This window comes from Burkholderia sp. LFS061 (genome assembly GCF_047978125.1).
Lineage (GTDB): Bacteria > Pseudomonadota > Gammaproteobacteria > Burkholderiales > Burkholderiaceae > Burkholderia > Burkholderia pyrrocinia_C.
In genome coordinates, this window is the sequence record NZ_JBFPFS010000012.1 from 1 (window position 1) to 17,479 (window position 17,479).

At 60.7% G+C, this 17,479-nt stretch carries 16 protein-coding genes and 2 pseudogenes; 4 read left to right on the forward strand and 14 right to left on the reverse strand.

Features of this window, described 5'->3' with window-relative positions:
* Positions 1 to 108: 108 nt before the first annotated feature.
* The 4 genes and pseudogenes from ACNQQL_RS13550 to ACNQQL_RS13565 all read right to left on the reverse strand — a co-directional run.
* Positions 109 to 234: pseudogene (locus ACNQQL_RS13550) on the reverse strand (RHS repeat-associated core domain-containing protein); the annotation flags it as partial.
* A gap of 38 nt (positions 235 to 272) precedes the next feature.
* Positions 273 to 608 carry a hypothetical protein gene (locus tag ACNQQL_RS13555; protein ID WP_347064388.1) on the reverse strand — a complete coding sequence of 112 codons (336 nt, stop codon included), beginning with the start codon at positions 606 to 608 and terminating at the stop codon, positions 273 to 275.
* A complete protein-coding gene (locus tag ACNQQL_RS13560) occupies positions 608 to 1,192 on the reverse strand; it encodes an RHS repeat-associated core domain-containing protein (RefSeq protein ID WP_416392618.1) in 585 nt (194 codons plus the stop codon). Before ACNQQL_RS13560 ends, ACNQQL_RS13555 begins: the two co-directional genes overlap by 1 nt.
* A gap of 39 nt (positions 1,193 to 1,231) precedes the next feature.
* Complete coding sequence (locus tag ACNQQL_RS13565) at positions 1,232 to 1,549, reverse strand: RHS domain-containing protein (RefSeq protein WP_416392615.1); 318 nt, start codon at positions 1,547 to 1,549, stop codon at positions 1,232 to 1,234.
* Positions 1,550 to 1,603: 54 nt separating this feature from the next.
* Here ACNQQL_RS13565 and ACNQQL_RS13570 point away from each other — a divergent pair, with 54 nt between their 5' ends.
* On the forward strand, positions 1,604 to 1,906 hold the full coding sequence (locus tag ACNQQL_RS13570; protein WP_347064389.1) for a SymE family type I addiction module toxin: 303 nt from the start codon (positions 1,604 to 1,606) through the stop codon (positions 1,904 to 1,906).
* A gap of 30 nt (positions 1,907 to 1,936) precedes the next feature.
* On the opposite strand, the gene ACNQQL_RS13575 is transcribed toward ACNQQL_RS13570, so the two are convergent.
* The 10 genes and pseudogenes from ACNQQL_RS13575 to tssH form a co-directional block, all read right to left on the reverse strand.
* Positions 1,937 to 2,212, reverse strand: a complete 276-nt coding sequence (locus ACNQQL_RS13575; protein WP_124613831.1) for an immunity 53 family protein — start codon at positions 2,210 to 2,212, stop codon at positions 1,937 to 1,939.
* Positions 2,209 to 4,056, reverse strand: a complete 1,848-nt coding sequence (locus ACNQQL_RS13580) for an RHS repeat-associated core domain-containing protein (protein ID WP_347064390.1) — start codon at positions 4,054 to 4,056, stop codon at positions 2,209 to 2,211. Before ACNQQL_RS13580 ends, ACNQQL_RS13575 begins: the two co-directional genes overlap by 4 nt.
* Positions 4,057 to 4,088: 32 nt before the next feature.
* Positions 4,089 to 4,562, reverse strand: coding sequence for a hypothetical protein (locus ACNQQL_RS13585; RefSeq protein ID WP_347064391.1), 474 nt, complete (start codon positions 4,560 to 4,562; stop codon positions 4,089 to 4,091).
* Positions 4,555 to 7,722 (reverse strand): RHS repeat-associated core domain-containing protein, encoded by a 3,168-nt coding sequence (locus ACNQQL_RS13590; protein WP_347064392.1) that lies wholly within the window; start codon positions 7,720 to 7,722, stop codon positions 4,555 to 4,557. Before ACNQQL_RS13590 ends, ACNQQL_RS13585 begins: the two co-directional genes overlap by 8 nt.
* Before the next feature lie 134 nt (positions 7,723 to 7,856).
* Positions 7,857 to 8,897: pseudogene (gene tssK, locus ACNQQL_RS13595) on the reverse strand (type VI secretion system baseplate subunit TssK); the annotation flags it as partial.
* 31 nt (positions 8,898 to 8,928) lie between these two features.
* Entirely contained in the window at positions 8,929 to 9,432 is a 504-nt protein-coding gene (tssJ, locus tag ACNQQL_RS13600; protein ID WP_347064393.1) for a type VI secretion system lipoprotein TssJ, read from the reverse strand.
* Positions 9,433 to 9,512: 80 nt separating this feature from the next.
* Entirely contained in the window at positions 9,513 to 9,998 is a 486-nt protein-coding gene (locus ACNQQL_RS13605) for an Hcp family type VI secretion system effector (RefSeq protein WP_347064394.1), read from the reverse strand.
* A gap of 87 nt (positions 9,999 to 10,085) precedes the next feature.
* Positions 10,086 to 11,579 (reverse strand): type VI secretion system contractile sheath large subunit, encoded by a 1,494-nt coding sequence (gene tssC, locus ACNQQL_RS13610; protein ID WP_204421214.1) that lies wholly within the window; start codon positions 11,577 to 11,579, stop codon positions 10,086 to 10,088.
* Positions 11,580 to 11,606: 27 nt separating this feature from the next.
* Positions 11,607 to 12,149 carry a type VI secretion system contractile sheath small subunit gene (tssB, locus tag ACNQQL_RS13615; RefSeq protein WP_204421215.1) on the reverse strand — a complete coding sequence of 181 codons (543 nt, stop codon included), beginning with the start codon at positions 12,147 to 12,149 and terminating at the stop codon, positions 11,607 to 11,609.
* 39 nt (positions 12,150 to 12,188) lie between these two features.
* Entirely contained in the window at positions 12,189 to 14,870 is a 2,682-nt protein-coding gene (gene tssH / locus ACNQQL_RS13620; protein ID WP_347064395.1) for a type VI secretion system ATPase TssH, read from the reverse strand.
* A 547-nt stretch (positions 14,871 to 15,417) separates the two neighbouring features.
* Here tssH and ACNQQL_RS13625 point away from each other — a divergent pair.
* The 3 genes from ACNQQL_RS13625 to tssE are packed head-to-tail and all read left to right on the forward strand — an operon-like array spanning position 15,418 to position 17,478.
* Positions 15,418 to 16,077, forward strand: a complete 660-nt coding sequence (locus ACNQQL_RS13625) for a TagK domain-containing protein (RefSeq protein ID WP_347064396.1) — start codon at positions 15,418 to 15,420, stop codon at positions 16,075 to 16,077.
* Positions 16,077 to 16,928, forward strand: coding sequence for a type VI secretion system accessory protein TagJ (locus ACNQQL_RS13630; protein WP_347064486.1), 852 nt, complete (start codon positions 16,077 to 16,079; stop codon positions 16,926 to 16,928). The genes ACNQQL_RS13625 and ACNQQL_RS13630 overlap by 1 nt, the downstream gene beginning before the upstream one ends.
* The gene (gene tssE, locus ACNQQL_RS13635; RefSeq protein ID WP_347064397.1) at positions 16,921 to 17,478 is read left to right on the forward strand and encodes a type VI secretion system baseplate subunit TssE; all 558 of its coding nucleotides are present in this window, start codon (positions 16,921 to 16,923) and stop codon (positions 17,476 to 17,478) included. The genes ACNQQL_RS13630 and tssE overlap by 8 nt, the downstream gene beginning before the upstream one ends.
* Position 17,479 lies beyond the last annotated feature (1 nt).

The window sequence follows — 17,479 nt, forward strand, 5'->3', positions numbered from 1 at the left end:
GAGCGGTCCAGCTTCGACGATCCGTCGCCAACTCAGCAGCCAATCGCATACGAAATCCTTTTGCGCAGCGACCTCGTGATCAAGACGAGGCGTTTTTCAACAGCCTGCTAGAGGATCAACCCATCCTGTCGGATTGGACGCGTACTGATAGACGTTGATGCCGCCGGCTAACCCGATCGGGTCTTTCGATACGAACCGTCCGCTACTCGGATCATAATACCGATGCCGGTTATAGACGAACGAGGGGCCGCTAACGCGGCCATCTCATTCATTTAAAGGCAATCCGAAACCAACTTAACCAAATCAGCGAAGAACGCGTCAAGCTCCATGCACAAATACTCTGGATTCCCGTCGAATTTAAAGATATCTCCAGAAATCACTTTTCCCTCTTGATCCGTCAGATCGGCGGTTACCCTATATTTATCACCTACACCTGTCAGATCAAGTGTTAGATCGATCTCCTTTGGGTAGAAGCTTACGTATGCCGTGCCGCCGAGAGAGTTTTGGTAAAATCCTGAATTTGATGACTCAATTTTGACCCTCTTTTCAATGGCACATTTTACCCTTGCCACATAGTCTGACAAATAGGATTGGATATCAGTCGCCATCACTTTTTCCCCCGACCGGTGACTGCTCCCAATATACCTTCTGTCAGAGAATACGTCGAGCCGCCTCCTCTGGACTTCGCCCAGTCTGTTAATTTGGAATCGGTCGGATCGTTTATCGGTCGAATGGTCACGTGACCATTCGGCTTATCATGCGTCGCTTGAAGCCCGCACGAACAAAGCTTGCCGACGTCCAGCTCGACATATTTCCCGCTGTCCAATCCCGCTTCCGAAGTGGCTGCCGACAAGCCCGGCTCTTTCCCATCGACTCGGGTCGTGTCTTTTCCTAAGCTCGGAGTCAGACTATCGGGGGTCCCCGATGCATTTCTAAAGACAGTTCCGCTAGTTAGAACCTTAGGTTCAAAACCGGTTAACCCTAGCGGATCAACCCACCCCGTCGGATTGGGCGCGTACTGATAGACATTGATCCCTCCATGCAGGCCGATGGGGTCTTTCGAGATGAAGCGGCCCGTCAGCGGATCATAGTACCTGTGCCGGTTATAGTGAAGACCCGTCTCGGAATCAAAGTACTGGCCCGCGAAGCGCAGCGGGTTGCTGATTCCTGCCTTGCGTGCTGCTTCGCTGATAACCTCGCTTGCCTCGCCCCACGCCTTGTAACGGACAGATCAGGCGACCTCCCCCGATTCGTCACTGACCTCCTGTGGCGTGCCAATCTGATCGCAATGGTAGTAAGCGATGCGCGCAAACGCCGACGCGGCGACATCGCCGTCGTCCAACATCGCCGGCCCTGTGGCCAGCGCAAGCGGCGTGAAACTCCCCTGCTCATACACGGAGTGCGTCGTCTCCCGTCTCTCCCACGCTGTCTCATAGGCCAGAGTGTCACCGTCCCAACCGTACAACGTGAAACCGTAGCCACGCTCCTGCTTCAGACGTTGCCGTTCCGCATCCCGCCAGCCACTGCCAGCGCCCGCGAGATACGGCACCAACGGTTCGGTTACGGCCCGCTGACCACCACCAACTCACTCCAGGAGTTGATCATGGCTGACGCCAATCTTAAAGCACGTCCACCCATCACGGAACGTTTCATCACCAGGCAGCGCAAGCGAGACATCGGTCGTTACGGAATGAGGGCCATCTATGACGAGAGTTGCGAGCCCCTACACCTCTGGCTCAAGATCGCCGGCCGCTGGCTGATACACGATGTCGGCTTCCACGCCGGACAGAAGCTCCACGTTCACGTCGAACACGGCAAGTTCACCATTACCGCCGCACAGATCGCTCCCGCAGTAGAACAAGCGGAGCAGATCACCATCTCCCCGGATCTCCGCCAACCTCGATAACAACAAGGGCCGCAACCGCGGCCCTTGTTGTTACTGAAGCCAATCCATAGCAAGCTTCAGAATTTCCTGCAAATTACCAGGACCGCCGTATCCGATGAACTCCGTTTCGGTGGCGCTTATCCTGATCCAATCCTCGTCGTCACGCTCAATGTTGATATCGGTCGGTCTCCTGACTGAAGCACCATTTATCTTGACCCTCCAGCCCGGGTTGTCGATATTGACAATCTCCACACCATAAGAGTGCTCCCAAACATCATTGCATTGGGATGTATACCAGCGCTGCAACGCAGCTATTAAATCGCTCATTTGCACAACCCTTTTCGTCTTGCCAGCTCCCTCGCCACTCGAACATCTTGCTTGGTCGCCGCCCTTGTAACCTCTGTCTTTTTCGACGTAGTCACCTGACCGTTTGGCCCGACATTTATTTTCCGAGTCTGGACGTGCGGGGTCGGAATATCGACACCAGTAGCTTTGTCGAAATGTGATGCCCCTTGCAAATCGATGTGGCCCTGTGTCGTCGGTGTAGAGAATGTCACTGAATTCTGGTTGATTTGCCCGGAAAGCTCACGAGCCATCTCCTCCTCATTTTTCAGCCCACGGGACGTATAGTCATTGCAACTTGGCAAGCATTTCGCACATTGCTTCGACAGCCCCAACGGATCAATCCAGCCGACCGGATTTGGCGCGTACTGATAGACGTTGATGCCACCCGCGAGCCCAATCGGGTCTTTCGATACAAACCGTCCACTACTCGGATCATAGTACCTGTGCCGGTTATAGTGAAGACCCGTCTCGGAATCAAAATACTGGCCAGCGAAGCGCAGCGGGTTCGTAATGCCAGCCTTACGTGCCGCGCCGCTGATAACCTCCCTTGCCTCGCCCCACGCCTTGTAGCGGACAGACCAGGCGACCTCCCCCGATTCGTCACTGACCTCCTGTGGTGTGCCAATCTGATCGCAATGGTAGTAAGCGATGCGCGCAAACGCCGACGCGGCGACATCGCCGTCGTCCGACATCGCCGGCCCTGTGGCCAGCGCAAGCGGCGTGAAACTCCCCGGCTCATACACGTAGTGCGTCGTCTCCCGTCTCTCCCACGCTGTCTCATACGCCAGCATGTCGCCATCCCAACCGTACAACGTGAAGCCGTAGCCACGTTCCTGCTTCAGCCGTTGACGTTCCGTATCCCGCCAGCCACTGTCAGCGCCCGCGAGATACGGCACCAACGGTTCGGTTAGCTTCGCAATGCGCCGGCCGAGCGCGTCGTACGTATACGTCGCCTGCATGTGTCGATCGCGTGCCGACACCATCCGGCCAAGGCTGCTCCACTCGAAGTCCGTGCGCTCGCCGTTTCGCGTGCGCTGCTTCAGGTTGCCCATTTCATCGTAAGCGAAATGGATTCCCGCATAGTCCTTCAGCAGATTGTCCAGCAGAGGTGCGGATCGTGCCCCACCCAACACGCCGATGCCGTGTTCGTCGCGCTCCTTCGCCTCGGCGATGTTGCTCGCCGGGTCGAACGAGAACGTCTCGACCCCAAGCGATGATTGCGCGCGTGTCAGTCGACCGATCGGGTCGTACGCGTACTGGATCTCGCCGCGCCGCAGGTCCGTGATCTGGGTCAGCTGGCCTGCGGCGTCATACTGGTAGCGGCGTTCCATCACCTTGCGGCCCGTGCCTTGCAGCAGTTGCCGCGCGAGTCGGCCAGCCTCGTCATAATGCGTCGTTTGCGTCAGTCCGTTACCGAGCTCGCGCTGCGTCTCACGGTGTGAGTCGTCGCGCTCGAAGTTTGCAACGGTCCGCCCGTCGAGCATGACGCCATGCACGTGACCGGAACCGTAGGTAAGCCAGTCCAACCGATGACCATCCGGCCGAATGGTCGCAACTCGCGCCCCGACTTCGTCATACTCGTGCCGCCACACGAATTCGTATTCGCTTCCTTCGACCCGCATGAGCATGTGCTCGCGCGCCAGATTTCCCACTGGATCGTAGAAGCACTGCACGCGCGATTGATCATTGACCGCGAGCGCCAGCCGGCCCAGACCGTCGTACTTGAACGACTCGCTCTCGACAGTCACCTCACCTTGCGCATAAAAGGACGCCCGCACGGGGCGGGCGCAAATGGCGTCGTTGATTATGCCGCCACCGCCGAACATAGTTACATTGCGCGGCTATAGGGCAGCCCCGTCTATCGTCGCCACTCAGTAACATCCACCAGAGATATTCCATCCATCTCAAAAAAATCAAGACTCATTGCCTTTGACAGATCATCGGAAATGAATAAAAGATCGTTAAGTACGACCTCCCCAAATCGGAGTGAAATATCTATACTCCCCATGTTTTTAACAAGAAGAGCTCCACAGTATTTCCAGTCGTCGTCAATTAAAACGTAAAATGAATCAAGATTGCTTTTCTTTATTTTAGATAGAGCCACCCCAACTCCACGTAAAGAAATGCGTCGCTTCCTCGTGCGAAGGCGCGCACTCCCATCTTTAAACTTTTCCAATATGGCGTCTGTTTTATCCAATGGAATAATTTCTTTTTGAGCACCAACTGAAAACAGCGCAGCGACCTTGCGAAGATATTCATTGAGAATCGTTTTCCCACGAACCCTTCGGTACAAAAGCTCCTTTTTGTACCTGTCTGCTTTGGGATCAATCATCGCAGCCCCCGTAATATGCCTTTCCTTTCGGATTGGCGATTTTGGGTCTACCATAATCGTTCATTCTAGCCTCGCCGGTGATCGGATCCACCTTAACCTTGCCCGCCTCCCAATGGTGCTCGTCCAAGTGACTTACGTCCATCGTTTGCTGCTGCACAGTGGCCTGTACTGTCCCACCTCCGGCTTGCGGAACTTCATACCTGTATTCCATTCCGGAGGCATTCCTTGACTGAGCAATCGGTTGCTGGCTTGTCGGAATTCCAGCTTGCCTCATCGCTTCGCGGCGAGCAGCTCGAGACGAGACGTCGGGTCGACATTTTAGCCCTAACGGATCGATCCAGCCTGTCGAGTTAGGCGCGTACTGGTATGGGTTGAACCCACCGGCAAGCCCGATGGGGTCCTTACTGATGAACCTGCCGGTGGCCGGGTCGTAATACCGGTGCCGGTTATAGTGTAGGCCAGTCTCACGATCGAAGTACTGACCCGCGAAGCGCAGCGGGTTCGTAATGCCAGCCTTACGTGCCGCGCCGCTGATAACCTCCCTTGCCTCGCCCCACGCCTTGTAGCGGACGGACCAGGCGACCTCCCCCGATTCGTCACTGACCTCCTGTGGCGTGCCAATCTGATCGCAATGGTAGTAAGCGATGCGCGCAAACGCCGACGCGGCGACATCGCCGTCGTCCAACATCGCCGGCCCCGTGGCCAGCGCAAGCGGCGTGAAACTCCCCGGCTCATACACGTAGTGCGTCGTCTCCCGTCTCTCCCACGCTGTCTCATACGCCAGCATGTCGCCATCCCAACCGTACAACGTGAAACCGTAGCCACGCTCCTGCTTCAGACGTTGCCGTTCCGCATCCCGCCAGCCACTGCCAGCGCCCGCGAGATACGGCACCAACGGTTCGGTTAGCTTCGCAATGCGCCGGCCGAGCGCGTCGTACGTATACGTCGCCTGCATGTGTCGATCGCGTGCCGACACCATCCGGCCAAGGCTGCTCCACTCGAAGTCCGTGCGCTCGCCGTTTCGCGTGCGCTGCTTCAGGTTGCCCATTTCATCGTAAGCGAAATGGATTCCCGCATAGTCCTTCAGCAGATTGTCCAGCAGAGGTGCGGATCGTGCCCCACCCAACACGCCGATGCCGTGTTCGTCGCGCTCCTTCGCCTCGGCGATGTTGCTCGCCGGGTCGAACGAGAACGTCTCGACCCCGAGCGATGATTGCGCGCGTGTCAGCCGGCCTATCGGATCGTACGCGTACTGCATCTCGCCGCGCCGCAGGTCTGCAATCTGGGTCAGCTGGCCTGCGGCGTCATACTGGTAGCGGCGTTCCATCACCTTGCGGCCCGTGCCTTGCAGCAGTTGCCGCGCGAGTCGGCCAGCCTCGTCATAATGCGTCGTTTGCGTCAGTCCGTTACCGAGCTCGCGCTGCGTCTCACGGTGTGCGTCGTCGCGCTCGAAGTTTGCAACGGTCCGCCCGTCGAGCATCACACCATGCACGTGACCGGAACCGTAGGTAAGCCAGTCCAACCGATGACCATCCGGCCGAATGGTCGCAACTCGCGCCCCGACTTCGTCATACTCGTGCCGCCACACGAATTCGTATTCGCTTCCTTCGACCCGCATGAGCATGTGCTCGCGCGCCAGAATTCCCACTGGATCGTAGAAGCACTGCACGCGCGATTGATCATTGACCGCGAGCGCCAGCCGGCCCAGACCGTCGTACTTGAACGACTCCCTCTCGACAGTCACCTCACCTTGCGGATTCAAGAAGACTTGCCCACGGTCCGTGAACTGTGCCGGCCAGCCGCGTCGGGATTCAAGCCGACCCATCGCGTCGTATTCGAACGCATGCATAACGCCGCCGTACAGTCGGTTCGTCACGAGTCCGCTGCCCGCCGCACGGTAATACCGCGTCTCGCGTCCGTCGAAATCCGTTTCGCTGGTGAGACGACCCGCCGTGTCGTAGCCGAACCGGTACTCCCGTCCGTTTTCGTTGCGCAGCGTCGCGATTTGTCCGAGCCGGTTCCAGCCATACTCCACTGAATCACCGCGCGCGTTAAGTCGCTTAGCCAGCAAGCCAGCCGCAGTATAGGAATAACGCGTCGATCGGTTCAGCGCATCCACGTGTTCGAGCAGCCTGCCCTCGGCATCGCGCGCAAATGTGTCGCGCAAACCCGCTGGCCGCGTTACCCACGCAAGCTGACCGGCCTCGTAGCCGTACCGGGTGATTTCTCCGACCGCGTTCTGCTGCTGAACAAGCCGACCGCGGTCGTCGTATTTCCACGTGGCGGTCTTGCCCGAACAGTCGGTGTAGCTCGCAATCTGTCCGTCGGTCCTCCATGCGATCTTCGTCGTGCCACCCTTCGGATCAGTGATCGCGACCGGCAGTCCGGCGCGATCGTATTCATACTTCGTTACGCGCCCGAGCGGGTCAAGCGCCTCGGTCACGCGGCCCTTGCTGTCGTAGTACCGCTCCCAGCGATGACCTTCCGGATCCTGCAACCCCGTCAAATTGCCATGCCGGTCGTACACGTAATACGCGACGCGTCCGTCACGCTGCGTGTGCGAAGTCATCTGGCCTGCCTCGTCCCACGTGAACGATTCCTCGGTTCCGTCAGGGAGCACGTGTCGCGTCACGTTTTTGTCCGCGTTACGCATGAACCACTCTTCGGTGTGGTCCGGATAGACGATCCGGTACACATAGCCGTCGATGTCGTAGTACTGCTGGGTCGTATTGCCAAGCGCGTCGGTCACGAAGGTCAAGCGCAGTTGATCGTGCCAGGTCAGACGGGTGTCGAATGTGCCGTCGTCAGCCCATTCGTGAATCGCCTTCGCGTCCAGGTGCGTCCCGTCCCACTCCAAATTCATCCCACGTCCAGTGCGGTCGCTGTAACGCGTCACGAGGTGATGCGCGTACGCGTAACTCCACGACGCCGCATTCTCGTCGGTTGCCTCCACCAGATCGCCTGCCTCGTCATAGCGATAGCGCGCAAGCGTTCGGATTGCCGCTCCGGTCTTGTCGACCAACGCGACGCGCATGATGCGGCCGACGTTGTCGTGCGTCACCGCCGCGACGATGTCTGCCACCTCGATCCGTGCAAGCAAGCCCTCCACCCACGCCAGCGTCACCTCGTTGCCGGAGCGGTCCTCGATCTTCGAGAGCACGAAACGCGTTCCGTGCCGCTCGTAAGTCTCGGTCAGCGTTTCGCCGCGCACGAGCCGAATGCGATCGTCCGATTCACGCGTGAGCGTGCAAGACTCGATTGGATCGCGATGCGGTTGGCCCAGCGTCAGCGCCGGGTAAACCCCTGCATGTCGACCGGATCGACCACGGCGTTTCGCATGCCGTGGCCGCGGTCTTCGAGTGCAATGCTTTGCGCGCTGCGCACCAGCACGGCGTTGAGCAGTCGATGCGTATCGTCGACAACCGGCTTCAGGCAAAGGTGCGGCGTCGTGTGCTGGTAAGGCGGATGCGTGTCGAGCGGCCGGCGCGTATCCGTACGCAGATGGGTCGACAGCTCGCCTGCCATGCCGATCAAAAGCGCATAGACGTCGGCCGGCGACGTGGTCGGCACGCGCAGCATGTGCTGCAGCAGCGGCTCATACCGGTTCAGGATCTGCAGCAGCAGGTAGTCGGTGACCGTCGCGGCGCTCGCCGTGGTGTCGTCGGTGCCCGCCAGCCGCTGCGCGAGCGCATTCGCGCGCAGGCGTGCGAGATCGTGAATCTTCGTGACCCAGCTGGTCAGCAAGCCGCTCGCACCATAGCCCGACACCGGAGGAACGAGCGTGTCGTCGAGCTCGATGCTGTCGTCCGCGCGAATGGTCTTCACGCGCGTGAGCGCAAGGCCGATCCACGCATCGCCGAGCTCTTTCTCGGGCATCAGGCGCAAGCGCAGGTTCGACAGTTGCACCGGCTCGGGCGCAAGGCCGATCGAATTCGTGTCTCGCAACTCGGTATCGAACACGAGGTAGCGCGCCAGCGAATCCGGCGTGTTCTCGAACGTCGTCTCCTCGCAGTTCGGCAGACGGACCGGCACCGCCAGATAGATCACCTGATCGAGATGCTCCGGCCGGATCGTCAGCGGCGGCGGCAACGGCGTGTTGCCCGGCGCATCGAACGGCGAGCCGTCGGCGAACACGCCAGCGGCGGACTTAACGATCACTTTACCCAGCGCCAGCGACTCCACGTCGAGCGCGTAGTGTGCAAAGCCAAAGAAGAACGGCGACAGCGGCGCCGCACGCATGTGCGCGTACTTCTCGAAGTAGCGATCCTGTTGCTGGAACAGTTGCGGACGGAAAAACAGCCCTTCCTGCCAGGCGACCTTGGCGTACCAGCTCATGCGTATCGTCCGTTTCGTTGAGCGACGTGATTCATTTCTTGGCTTCCTCGATCGTGACGGCCTTGGCCTCAAGATCGATAGTGAGTTTCAGCTTCGGCGTGGAGATGCGGTACCACGCCTTATCGGGCGACGCAGGCATCGTGTAGACCGTCCGCCAGACGGAATTCGGCAGGTCGCGATACGCCGCAATCACGCCAATGGCGGTCGTGTCCGCCGCGGGTCGCCGCACAATCGTTTGGTGCTCGCCGGGGCGCAACTGCAGCTCGTCACGCTTGACGACATCGTCGGCCAGCACCGTCTTGTCCTGCGTCTGCAACGTAAAGAAATCTGCTGCCTTGAAGGCGTTATCGTTCTTCAGCTCATAGAGGCGTACGACTATCGGCGCTGCCCGGCCGCGATCATCCGGGTTGACGTCGGCCCGGGCGTTGACGGTCAGCTCAAGCCGGATCGGTTCCTTGGGCTTCGGCTCGCCGCTCACGCAGGCCGAGAGAATCGTTAAGCTGGCGAGCGAGGCGGCAGTCAGAATCGAACGCATGCAGAATTCACCTTGAGATACGCAGGCAGGCGCTGCGCGTGCGGCAAGACAATTGTGCCGACGCGCAGCGTGACGCCTGCTTACGCTTCCTTGTTGCCCTTGATGTCGAAGCTGGCCGTGACGGCACCGCCGCTGCCGCCCTGCGCGTTCTGCACGACATACTCCTGTTTCACCTTCGCGAACGACAGCGACACCGTCTCGCGGCTCTTTTCGGCGTCCAGCTTGCTGCCCGACGGCTTCACGCGCGTGACGATCACGTCGCTCATCGTGAACTTCAGGTACTCGAGCGGGTTGCCGCCGGCCTTGCGCATCACGAGCGTGGCCTGGTCGATATGCTTGCCCGTCAGCGCGTACTTCATCAGGTTCGGGCTCGCGCGATCGATGTTGTGCTCGAACGTCAGATCCTTGACCGTCGCCTTGCCTGCGCCGCCGCCGCTGCCGGCGTGCATCGTCGACTCCTGCAGGATTTCCCAGTCCCAGCTCAGGACTTCGATTTCGTCCTTGTGCTTGTCGTCGAGCGATTCGCCATTGATGCCATCGATCTTCAGGAAAATGTCTTGTGCCATGCCAATGCTCCTTCAGTGAGTAAAAAAGGCCGGACACCACGAGAGAAGATGGTTTAACGTCCGGCCAAAGAGGGCCAACCTTCGGAATTAAGCCGCTTCCTTGATCGAAGGCAGCTTGGTCACAAGCCGCAGCGAAACCGTCAGCCCTTCGAGCTGAAAGTGCGGACGCAGGAAGAATTTCGCCTGGTAGTAGCCCGGATTGCCTTCGACGTCCTCGACGAGCACCTCGGCAGCTGCAAGCGGCCTGCGGGCCTTGGTGTCCTGCGACGAGTTGACGGGATCGGCATCGACGTAGTGCATGACCCATTCGTTGAGCCAGCGCTGCATATCCTCACGTTCCTTGAACGCGCCGATCTTGTCGCGCACGATGCACTTCAGGTAGTGCGCGAAACGCGAGCACGCGAACAGGTATGGCAGACGGGCGGAGAGGTTCGCGTTGGCGGTCGCATCCGCGTCGTGATACTCGGCCGGCTTTTGCAGCGACTGCGCACCAATGAAGGTTGCGTGGTCGGTGTTCTTGCGATGCACGAGCGGAATGAAACCGTTCTTCGACAGTTCGGCCTCACGGCGATCCGAGATGGCGATCTCGGTCGGGCACTTCATGTCGACGCCGCCGTCGTCGGTCGGGAACGTATGACACGGCAGGTTCTCGACCGTGCCGCCGGACTCGACGCCGCGGATCAACGAGCACCAGCCGTACTGCTTGAACGAGCGGTTGATGTTGACGCCCATCGCGTACGCTGCGTTCGCCCAACCGTAGCGGCTATGGTTCGCGCCGTTCGTGTCTTCTTCGAAATCGAACTCGTCAACCGGATTGGTCTTCGCCCCATAGGGCAGACGCGCGAGGAACCGCGGCATCGCGAGACCGACGTAACGCGCATCCTCGGTGTTACGCAGCGAATTCCACGCGGCATATTCGAGGTTCTGCGTGAAGATCTTCGTCAGGTCGCGCGGGTTCGCCAACTCCTGCCACGACTCCATCTGCAGCACGGACGGCGCCGCACCCGTGATGAACGGCGTATGCGACGCCGCGGCGACCTTCGCGATCGAGCCCAGCAGGTCGACATCGGGCGGCGTATGGTCGAAATAGTAGTCGGCGACAAGACACCCGTACGGTTCGCCGCCAAGCTGGCCGTACTCTTGCTCGTAGATCTGCTTGAAGAGCGGGCTTTGATCCCACGCCAGCCCCTTGTACCGGCGCATCGTGCGATGCAGTTCGGTCTTCGAGACGTCCAGAACACGGATCTTCAGGTGCTCATCGGTCTCCGTGTTCGAGACAAGATGGTTCAGACCGCGCCATGCCGACTCCAGCGCCTGGTAGTCCTCGTGATGCAGAATCAGATTGATCTGCTCGGAGAGCTTGTGATCGATCTGCGCGATGATGGCCGCAATGCTCTTGTACGCATCGTCACTGATCGTGATCGACTGGCTCAGCGCCTGTTCCGCGAGCGTCTGAACCGCAAATTCAACTGCTTCACGTGCCTGCTCGGTCTTCGGACGGAATTCCTTCTCGAGCAGTTGCGTAAAATCGGACTGGGTGGCCACCTGCGCCTGGGCGGCCTGTGCTTGCTGTTTCGCCATGATGGTCTTCCTCGATCGGTTCGTCGGTCAGTTCGCTTCGCTGTGGTCGGCTGCACCGTCGTCGTGACGCTCGGGCTTCGGTGCCGCGGCCAGCGACTTGAGCAGCGCCGGATCCTGCAGCAGTTGCGTAACGAGCGCTTCGGCGCCCGACTTGCCGTCCATGTAGGTCTGCAGGTTCGCGAGTTGCGTGCGCGCCTCGAGCAGTTGGCGCAGCGGCTCGACCTTGCGTGCGATCGCGGCAGGCGAGAAGTCCTCCATGCTCTCGAAGGTCATGTCGACCATCATCTGGCCTTCGCCCGTCAGGGTGTTCGGCACCGCGAACGCGACGCGCGGTCGGATGGCCTTCATGCGCTCATCGAAATTGTCGATGTCGATTTCCAAGAATCGTCGATCCGTCACGGCCGGCAGCGGCTCGGACGGATGCTTGCCGGACAGGTCGGCGAGCACGCCCATCACGAACGGCAGCTCAACCTTCTTCTCCGAGCCGTAGACCTCGACGTCGTACTCGATTTGCACGCGCGGCGCACGATTGCGCGCGATGAATTTCTGCGAACTGCTGGAAGCGGACATGGACAGGCTCTCCTGGACGGTGGGAAGTGGACTGGGCGCTCAACTGAACGACGCGTCCAAATGGATAGGCAATGCATCGAACGTCAGCGCCCGCAGCGGAGCTGCAGCGGGATCGGCAACACCGATCGAAATGCGCGCGATCGCAGCCTTCGACGTGAAGGCGTCGAGCCAAAGGGCAGACAGGCGCGGCAGGATGTGTTGCTCGATAAACCCGATCAGAACGCGTGCACCGGTCTCCTGTACGAGACAGCGGCCGACGATGTAGTCGACCACCGTGTCATCGAAGGTCAACGCGATATCGTGGCTGTCCGCCATGCGCTTCACGACGCGGGCCAGATGCAATCGGACAATGCGGGCGAGCCCATCGTCGGCCAGCGGCCGGTATGGCACCACGGCCACCCGGCCAAGAAAGGCCGCGGGAAAGGCTTTGAGCAGTTCGGGCGCAAGTGCGTCCCGCAACCCGTCCATATCCGGCGCGAGCGCCGGATCGGCGCACAGGCTCGCAGTCAGGTCGGAGCCGACATTGCTGGTCAGCAGGATGGTGGTGTTGAGGAAATCGATGTGGCGACCGTCGCCGTCTTCCATGTAGCCCTTGTCGAACACCTGGAAGAACATTTCATGGACGTCGCGATGGGCCTTCTCAACCTCGTCGAGAAGGACGACCGAGTACGGACGGCGGCGCACGGCTTCGGTCAGCACCCCGCCCTCGCCGTAACCGACGTATCCCGGCGGAGCGCCCTTCAGGCCCGATACGGTGTGGGCTTCCTGATACTCGCTCATGTTGATCGTGATCAGGTTTTGCTCGCCGCCGTACAACGCCTCCGCGAGCGCCAGCGCCGTTTCGGTCTTGCCGACGCCGGACGGCCCGGCGAGCAGAAACACGCCGAGCGGCTTCTTCGGGTCGGTCAGGCCGGCACGCGCGGTCTGCACGCGCTCGCCGATCAAGCGCAGCGCATCGGGCTGGCCGATCACACGGGCTTCCAGCGTTTCGGGCAGCCGGCGCACGGCCGCGACCTCGTCCGTGACCATGCGACCGACGGGAATGCCGGTCCAATCCGACACGATCTCTGCCACGATCGCCTCGTCGACCTCCGGAAACACGAGCGGCGCATCGCCCTGCAGGTTAGCCAGCGTGCGCTCAAGCTCGCGGAGCCGCTCAAGTCGCATCGGTAAATCGTCGGGCTCTCCCGCAGTGCTCTCACGCGCGGCAAGCAGCGCTTGCGCGGCCGTGGCTTGCTCACGCCAACGCATTTCGACCGCGGCCTCGTCCGTCGCCAGCGTGTCGATACGCGCGCGTACGCTGGCCAACGCTGTGTCAGCCTCGAGACCGATACGTGCCTCCTGCACGAGCAGCGCCTCTTCAGTCCGCGCGGCAGCGAGCCGCTGACGCACGTCGTCGAGCTCGCGCGGGGTCGCGTGTTGCGACAGCGCCACCCGCGCGCAGGCGGTATCGAGCAGGCTGATCGCCTTGTCCGGCAACTGGCGCGCCGGAATGTAGCGATGCGACAACGTCACGGCGCCGCGGATCGCCTCATCACGTACCAACACACCGTGATGCGTCGAAAACGTTTGCACGAGCCCCCGGACCATATCGATGGCGGCGGCCTCGGACGGCTCCGCGACCTGCAGTACCTGAAAGCGCCGGGTTAATGCGGGGTCTTTCTCGATATGCCGCTTGTACTCGGCCCATGTGGTCGCGCCGATCGTGCGGATCGTGCCGCGCGCCAAGGCCGGCTTCAGCAGGTTGGCGGCGTCGCCCGTGCCGGCCTGACCACCCGCACCGATCAGCGTGTGAATCTCGTCTATGAACAGGATCACCGGCAATGGCGACTTGGCAGCCGCTTCGAGCAGCCCCTTCAAGCGGGCCTCGAATTCCCCCTTCATGCTGGCGCCGGCGAGCAGCGCACCAACGTCGAGGCTCAGCAGGCGCACGTCAGCGAGGTTCGGCGGCACGTTGCCCGACGCGATCGCCCGGGCAAGGCCCTCTACCACTGCCGTCTTGCCAACACCCGCCTCACCGGTCAGCAGCGGATTGTTCTGCCGGCGGCGCAGCAGCACATCGATCATCGTGCGGATCTCGAGTTCGCGGCCGATGACCGGATCGATCTCGCCCGCTCGAGCGCGCGCCGTCAGATCCGTGCAGTACTGCTCGAGTGATCCGTTTTTTTGCGCGCCCGGCATCGCACCAGACGCCTCACCCGGCGTGGCGGGCGACAAATCGCTATGGTCGTAAGGCGCGTCGGCCGCTTCCGGTGAGCCGGCGATCCACGCAGGCAGCACGCCGTCAAGCGCGTCGACCGGGATCTTGCCGAACGCGGGAGAGATGGAAAGCAGCACACGCCGCAGATCGGGTGTGGACACGAGGGCCGCGATCAACCACCCGCCGCGCACACGGCGGTCATCGTATTCGAGCGTCGCAAGCACCCAAGCGCGCTCGATCGCCATTTCGATATGCCATGAAAAATCGCTGATCGAGCTTGCGCCGGCGGGTAACGCGGCCAGTGCCCGCGCGAAATCGCGCTCAAGCGCATCCCGGTCGATGCCCGCGTGGCGCACGATCCGGTGGAGGTCGCCATCCGGCTGCTGCAGTAGCTGGTGCAGCCAGTGGATGAGCTCAACGAACGGGTTTCCGCGCAACTTGCAGAAGTTCGTTGCGGATTCGATGCCACGGTAAAGCTGGACCCCGAGCTTACCGAACAGTGCTTGCCGTGAAATGGTCATGATGGTCTTTTTTGTTGGCTACGATGCCCCGAGCACCCCGTCAGACCTATCAGGACTACTATGCAGAAGCCTTACCTGATGGAACCGAAAACACTCGACATATCGCTCTCTCTCCGATCCGAGTCAAACGGTCTACTCGGATCAGTGCCGCATTATCCGCATGAAATCGAAACGGCGTCAACGCATTCTCGACATCAGTAGCATTAAGAAAGAATCGCGGCCAATCCGCTCACTCTCCTTCCTGCCTAAATCGCAATCCCGCACGCCTAGCCGGGCCACGCCGACGAGTCATGATGGGATTGGAGATAATCCAAGTCTTTGTTTTTCGAGATAATTTTAGAATTATATGTTTAAACATTTTCACATATTTTCGTAACACGTTGATTTTCAACAACCCCCATCTTAACAATTGACAGTCTCTGACATTTATTTACCAACCCTTAAAACCGCTTACCACCCCACTCGACATCTGGATTATCGATGCCGCGATGGACGAGCCACCGGCACTCGTGTTTAAAATGCGGAACTCTCGTCATCGGACACCAAGATGCGCTCCCTTCGCCTACCCTGGCACCGTCAACCGAACCTCTCGCAGACCGAGCCCGTGCTTGGCGACGGGCTGGCCTCGCGCAGTCCCGACGTGATCGACTCCGGCCTTGCGGCAGACGAAATGGGCGGAGATCTGCGCACCAGCGACGACGTACTTGAACAACTCGGCATCGGGGGCATCGACAGTGCCTCGGCGCATATGCGCACTTCGGCTCGCGCGCCCACTGCCGCCGCTGACAGTCCCGACGCCCTGGTTGATACATTGCACGCCCAATATTGGCGCGCGCTGACCGATCCCCATGCGGCGGTCAGCACCGAGTGGGCGCAAATGGCAGATGAACCAGCCGCGCATACCGACAGTCCGGACCCGCAGGACGCCCTTCACGCGCATGGCAACCTCGGCGGTTCCGATTCGATCGAAACGTTGCTGTTTGGCAATCGCACGCTAGAGGACGTGTTCGAGCGACTGGATGGGCACGCCGAGACCGCGCTCGACGATGAACCCATTCCGGAAATCCTGCGGCTCTTTGCCCCGCCCGAATATCAAGCAGCGGCCGCACGGCGTGGGCCAGCTCTACCGCCCGCGCTCACCCGGCGCGAACACCACGCGCTGACCGTGGACAGTCCGCTATCCGCCCCCTCACGCAAGGACGAATGATGACCCGGCTCACCGCCTCCGACACGCCCTACACCCATCGTTTGGGTGACGCTCCCCTCTGCGAGCAAATCGAGCGCGTCTCGGCACGCCTGCGGGCTCAGCCGACCACCGCCTCCCATCGTTGGGCGCTGTTTCAGCTGTTGTGCGTCATCGGTGAGTGGGCGCGCGCGATCCAGCAATTGCAGACGTGGGCGAAGCTCGAGCCCGGCCAGGCGTCAACCGCGCAGGTTTATCGCGACTTGATCCGGGCCGAGCGCTGGCGAAAGCTCGTAGTCGAGGGAAGCGAGCGCCCGGGCTTCGTGCTCGAGCCGCCAGCGTGGGTCGATGGGTTGCTGAATGCGCTCCACTTGAATGCCGGCGGACAGATTGAACTAGCCGACGACGCGCGCGAGACCGCGCTCGACGCCGCACCGAGCGTCGCGGTCAGGATCCCTCAAGGAAAGGCCGCCTGGATTGTCGATAGCGATTCCAGTTTCGGCCCCGTCTGCGAAGTCATCACCGCCGGACACTACCGATGGGTACCGTTCAGCGATCTCGCAGCATGGCGCGTGTCGCCACCGGCAAAGCTTGTCGACTTGGTGTGGGCACCCTGTACGCTCACGCTCGTCGACGGCGCGCTCGTCCACGGCTTCATGCCGGCACGGTATCCGGGTTCCGAAACGGGGGACGACGCCATGCGCCTTGGGCGCGAAACGGTCTGGCTGGAGAACGGGCGAACCGGCATCACTGCACTTGGGCAAAAGACCTGGACAACGGATCAAGGCGACTTCAGTCTGTTCGATCTGGCGAACACCGAGTTCGGCTCGCGTATTGCTGACGGCGCGACCATTGGCGAGCGCGTCGATGACTGAGCGCAAAAAGCTCTCGACGATGGATGTGATCGCGGTCCGGACACCTCGGCGCGTCAACGCGCACCTGATGCCCACCCTGCTCGACCGGCTGCGCGACGACGCACCGCATCGGCAGGTCGAAGCGCCAGAGGAATACACGGTCACGCGCAAACAGATGCGGGACATTGTGCAGCGAGACCTCGCCTATCTGCTCAACACGACGAGCATCGAGGACCAGATCGATCGCGCACGCCATCCGCATGCGGCGGCCTCGACCGTGAACTTTGGCGTGCCGCCGCTCGCGGGAGCCTTTATCGCGTCGCGCCAGTGGAACGACGTCGAGCGCATGATCCGGCAGGCCATCACGGATTTCGAGCCACGGTTGATTCCTGATTCCCTTGTGGTGTCCCCTCGCCCCGGCAATGACGCCGCCGGCGAACATCACAACGTCCTCGCATTCGAAGTTCGCGGGCTGATTCACATGGATCCGTATCCGCTCGAATTCATGGTGCAAAGCTCGCTGGATCTCGAAACGAGCGAGATTCGAATCACCGGCATGCGCACCAGCTGAG

Excerpts from the sequence above, each read along its gene's own strand:
- ACNQQL_RS13555 (WP_347064388.1), bottom strand. The coding sequence starts at position 608 with ATGGCGACTGATATCCAATCCTATTTGTCAGACTATGTGGCAAGGGTA.
- ACNQQL_RS13570 (WP_347064389.1), top strand. The coding sequence starts at position 1,604 with ATGGCTGACGCCAATCTTAAAGCACGTCCACCCATCACGGAACGTTTC.
- ACNQQL_RS13575 (WP_124613831.1), bottom strand. The coding sequence starts at position 2,212 with ATGAGCGATTTAATAGCTGCGTTGCAGCGCTGGTATACATCCCAATGC.
- ACNQQL_RS13580 (WP_347064390.1), bottom strand. The coding sequence starts at position 4,056 with ATGTTCGGCGGTGGCGGCATAATCAACGACGCCATTTGCGCCCGCCCC.
- ACNQQL_RS13585 (WP_347064391.1), bottom strand. The coding sequence starts at position 4,562 with ATGATTGATCCCAAAGCAGACAGGTACAAAAAGGAGCTTTTGTACCGA.
- tssJ (WP_347064393.1), bottom strand. The coding sequence starts at position 9,432 with ATGCGTTCGATTCTGACTGCCGCCTCGCTCGCCAGCTTAACGATTCTC.
- ACNQQL_RS13605 (WP_347064394.1), bottom strand. The coding sequence starts at position 9,998 with ATGGCACAAGACATTTTCCTGAAGATCGATGGCATCAATGGCGAATCG.
- tssC (WP_204421214.1), bottom strand. The coding sequence starts at position 11,579 with ATGGCGAAACAGCAAGCACAGGCCGCCCAGGCGCAGGTGGCCACCCAG.
- tssB (WP_204421215.1), bottom strand. The coding sequence starts at position 12,149 with ATGTCCGCTTCCAGCAGTTCGCAGAAATTCATCGCGCGCAATCGTGCG.
- tssH (WP_347064395.1), bottom strand. The coding sequence starts at position 14,870 with ATGACCATTTCACGGCAAGCACTGTTCGGTAAGCTCGGGGTCCAGCTT.
- ACNQQL_RS13625 (WP_347064396.1), top strand. The coding sequence starts at position 15,418 with ATGCGCTCCCTTCGCCTACCCTGGCACCGTCAACCGAACCTCTCGCAG.
- ACNQQL_RS13630 (WP_347064486.1), top strand. The coding sequence starts at position 16,077 with ATGACCCGGCTCACCGCCTCCGACACGCCCTACACCCATCGTTTGGGT.
- tssE (WP_347064397.1), top strand. The coding sequence starts at position 16,921 with ATGACTGAGCGCAAAAAGCTCTCGACGATGGATGTGATCGCGGTCCGG.